Raw genomic sequence first — 3,770 nt, 5'->3', positions numbered from 1 at the left:
AATAAAAATATATAAATAGGAATTATATAAAGAAAAAACGAGGTGAAAAATATTGGCAAATGAGAAAAAAAATTACTGTTCATTCTGTGGCAGGGAAGAGCATGAAGTGGAACGGTTAATACAGAGTCCTGAAGAGGATGATGTGTTTATTTGTAATGAATGTATAGAAGACAGTGCTGAATTATTGGACAGTTTTAGGGAATATGACGAAAATGAGCATGACAGGGAAATCACGTTGTTAAAGCCAAAAGAAATAAAGGCGAAACTTGATGAATATATTATCGGACAGGAACAGCCTAAAAAGGTGTTGTCTGTGGCGGTTTATAATCATTTTAAGAGAATAATGCACAAACAGAAAAATGTAGATAATGATGTGGAGCTTCAAAAATCAAATGTACTGCTAGTAGGACCTACTGGAAGTGGAAAAACCTTACTTGCACAGACACTAGCGAAAACATTGAATGTACCTTTGGCGATTGCAGATGCAACAACATTGACGGAAGCCGGATATGTTGGGGATGATGTTGAGAATGTACTTTTAAAACTGATAAAAGCGGCTGATTATGATATTGAAGCAGCAGAGCATGGAATAATTTATATTGATGAAATTGATAAAATCGCTAGAAAATCGGAAAATATGTCAATTACAAGGGATGTTTCTGGAGAAGGAGTACAGCAGGCGTTACTTAAGATTATTGAAGGGACTGTTGCGAGTGTGCCTCCACAAGGTGGAAGAAAGCATCCAAATCAGGAAATGATTGAAATTAACACAAAGGATATTTTATTTATCGTTGGTGGGGCATTTGAAGGCTTGGAAGCGAAAGTTAAGGATAGAGTTAATGAAAAAAGAGTTGGATTTGGGCTTGAAACAAAAAATACAAAACTGGATGATTTGACTTTATTTGAAAATGTATTGCCTGAAGATTTAATAAAATTTGGACTTATTCCTGAATTAATTGGGCGGTTACCAGTAATCACGGCACTTCATGGACTTGATGAAGAGGTTATGATTAAGATACTGACAGAGCCTAAAAATTCGCTTGTTAAGCAATATAAAAAATATTTTGAGATGGAAAATGTGGATTTGGAATTTGATAAAGATGCAATTGTTGAAATTGCACAGCTGGCACTTAAACGAAAAATTGGAGCGAGGGGGCTTCGTTCAATTATTGAAAGTGTTATGACTGATTTAATGTATGAAATTCCATCGAAGGAAAATGTTAAGAAAGTGATAATTACAAAAGAAGCGGTTACAGATAAAGAAAAAGTGATTATAGAGTAATCGGGATTTAAAATTATTTATAATAAACTTGAAAATTATTAAATAATAATGGAATTTTATTTCTTAAATCTGATTTTAAAGCAGTTTTATTGTATTAAAGAGCAGATTTTAAAGTATGAAAGGAGAAATTATGCAAAATAAACCATTTATAGCAACAAGAGAATTAGTTGTATTTCCAGGTGTTGTAACTCCGATTTTTATCGGTAGACAGTCAAGCCTGAAAAGTCTTGAAGAAGCAATAGCAAGATTTGACAGCAAACTAATTCTTTCGGCACAAAAAGATGCAAATGTAGAAGAACCCAAATTTCCAGAAGATATTTATGAAACGGGAGTTTTAGTTCACGTTATACAGACAGTAAAAATGCCAAATGGAAATGTAAAGGTGCTAGTTGAAGCTAAGCATAGAGTTTTAATTAACCAATTTCCAAAAGATGATAATGGTGTTGTTTATGCTGAATATGAAGAAATTTTTTCAAAGCCTATCGACGAAAGTAAAGCTGAGGCATTGAAACGTAGAGTAATTGATGAATTCTCAAATTATGCACAGAAAACTAATAAAGTATTGCCTGACATTATTTATAATATAAAAGAGATTAGCAATATTGACAAGGTATTTGATTTGATTTGTACAAATCTAATGGTAGCAGTTGAAACAAAACAAGAATTATTAGAAATATTGGATGTGGAGGCAAGAGCGTATAAAATTTTGAGTATTCTTGAAAGAGAAATTGAGATTTTTATGCTTGAACGTGAGATTGAAAATCGTGTAAAAGAACAAATGGCAGAAGTTCAGAAAAACTATTATTTACGTGAAAAAATTAAGGTAATGCGTGAAGAAATGGGAGAAGGAACTGATTCTGACGAAGAACTGGAGGAACTTGACCAAAGAGTTAGAGATGCAAAAATTCCTCAGGAGCTAAAAGATAAACTGGTAAAAGAGCTTTCAAGAATGAAGAAGATGCCAGACTTTTCTGCTGAATCTTCGGTAATCAGAACGTATCTTGAAACTGTACTTGAATTACCGTGGGAAGTTTCAACTAATGATGAAATTGATATTGAAAAAGCTGAAAAAATTCTGAATGAAGATCATTATGGATTGGAAGAAGTTAAGGAAAGAATATTAGAATTCTTGGCAATAAAAAAATTGAATAACACATTAAAAGGTTCAATTATCTGTCTTGTAGGACCTCCAGGTGTAGGGAAAACATCGCTTGCACATTCGGTGGCACGTTCGATGAACAGAAAATTCACAAGAATCTCACTTGGTGGAGTAAGAGATGAAGCTGAAATTCGTGGACATAGAAGAACTTATGTAGGAGCAATGCCAGGAAGAATTATAAATTCTTTAAAACAAGTTGGTGTAAATAATCCAGTAATGTTGTTTGATGAAATTGATAAAATGGCTTCTGACTTTAGAGGAGATCCTGCTTCAGCAATGCTGGAAGTTTTAGATCCTGCACAAAACAACTCATTTGAAGATCACTATATCGATCATACTTTTGACTTGTCAAACGTATTCTTCATTTGTACTGCAAATGATTTGGGAGGAATTCCAGGGCCGCTTCGTGATAGAATGGAGATTATCTCAATTGAATCATACACAGAATTTGAAAAATTAAATATTGCAAAAAAATATTTAATACCTCAAACACAAGAAGAAAATGGATTAAAGGATTATAAAGTTTCGTTTTCTGATAAAGCAATCATGAAGATTATAAATGAATACACAAGAGAAGCTGGGGTAAGAAATTTACGAAGAGAAATCAGTAAATTATTCAGAAAAATAGCAAAAGAAATACTTGTATCAAAATCTAAGAGTAAAAAAATCTCTGTTTCTGAAACAAAAATCAAGAAATATTTAGGAAATGCAAAATTCAGAGCAGATAAAGTCAAGGAAAAAGAAGGTAAAATTGGTGTTGTCAATGGACTTGCATGGACAGCTGTTGGAGGGACAACTTTAGAAGTGCAGGCAGTAAAAATGGAAGGAAAAGGTGTATTGCAGCTTACAGGAAAATTAGGAGACGTAATGCAGGAATCAGCTAGAGTGGCTTATTCTTATGTAAGACATATAAAAAATGAACTTGGTATCAAGGAAAAATTTAATGAAACAACAGATGTTCATTTACACTTCCCAGAAGGAGCAGTACCGAAAGACGGGCCATCAGCAGGTATCACAATTACAACAGCAATTATTTCAGTATTGACGGATAAGGAAGTTAGGCAGGATGTCGCAATGACAGGAGAGATTACGATTACTGGAGAGGTTTTGGCAGTTGGCGGAATCAAAGAAAAGGTAATTGGGGCTCACAGAGTTGGAATTAGAGATGTAGTGCTTCCTTATGACAATAAAGTTGATACGGAGGAATTGCCAAAGGAAATTGCAGACCAGATGAGATTCTACTTTGCTAAAACTTATGATGATGTGAAAAAGATTGTTTTTGTAGAGAAGAAAGAAGTAAAAAAAGCAGGAAAAAGAAAATAAATTATA

Annotated in this window: 2 protein-coding genes; both read left to right on the top strand. The window is 33.4% G+C overall.

Annotated features, from left to right (window positions below):
- Positions 1-52: 52 nt before the first annotated feature.
- Positions 53-1,282: an ATP-dependent Clp protease ATP-binding subunit ClpX gene (clpX, locus tag Q0370_RS10150; RefSeq protein WP_299575312.1), complete on the top strand. Its 1,230-nt coding sequence runs from the start codon at positions 53-55 to the stop codon at positions 1,280-1,282.
- A 130-nt stretch (positions 1,283-1,412) separates the two neighbouring features.
- The gene (lon, locus tag Q0370_RS10145; protein WP_299575310.1) at positions 1,413-3,764 is read left to right on the top strand and encodes an endopeptidase La; all 2,352 of its coding nucleotides are present in this window, start codon (positions 1,413-1,415) and stop codon (positions 3,762-3,764) included.
- Positions 3,765-3,770: the final 6 nt, after the last annotated feature.

This window comes from uncultured Leptotrichia sp. (assembly GCF_938036635.1).
Taxonomy (GTDB): Bacteria; Fusobacteriota; Fusobacteriia; order Fusobacteriales; family Leptotrichiaceae; genus Leptotrichia; species Leptotrichia hongkongensis.
The sequence above is the reverse complement of the archived record's forward strand: the minus strand, read 5'-3'. Positions and strand labels throughout refer to the sequence as shown.

Coding starts and splice junctions, on each gene's coding strand:
- lon (WP_299575310.1), top strand. CDS start 1,413: ATGCAAAATAAACCATTTATAGCAACAAGAGAATTAGTTGTATTTCCA.